Genomic DNA, 377 nt, shown 5'->3' with positions numbered 1-377 from the left:
TTTCATCACCAAGTCTTCGCCGCGCTCCCAGATGACCGATGCCATCGAGCAGATCCTCAATGGCAACGTGTACCTGCCGCCGGACATCATCCGCACCCAGAAGAGCCCGACGGGCCGGCGCCTGAACGAAACCCCGGCGTTCCCGCCAGAACTGCTCCAGGCCCTGACGCGCAAGCAACTGCTAGTGCTCGAACGCATGACCAAGGGCGAGTCGAACAAGCAGATCGCCTACACGCTGGACATCGCCGAAACCACGGTCAAGGCCCACGTCTCGGCGATCCTGCGCAAGCTCAACGTGCATAACCGGGTGCAGGCGATTCTCAGTGCGGGGGATATCGATTTCGGGGCGTACTTACGGCGGTAATCCCACCCTGAAT

1 protein-coding gene is annotated in these 377 nt (G+C 61.3%); it reads left to right on the top strand.

Annotated features, from left to right (window positions below):
* Nucleotides 1-364: LuxR family transcriptional regulator (locus OC610_RS29015; protein ID WP_264433282.1), on the top strand; the 364-nt coding region annotated here is incomplete at its 5' end.
* Nucleotides 365-377: the final 13 nt, after the last annotated feature.

The organism is Pseudomonas agronomica, from assembly GCF_025917275.1.
Classification (GTDB): Bacteria; Pseudomonadota; Gammaproteobacteria; order Pseudomonadales; family Pseudomonadaceae; genus Aquipseudomonas; species Aquipseudomonas agronomica.
Note: the sequence above shows the minus strand (reverse complement) of the source record. Positions and strands in the feature narration are given on the sequence as shown.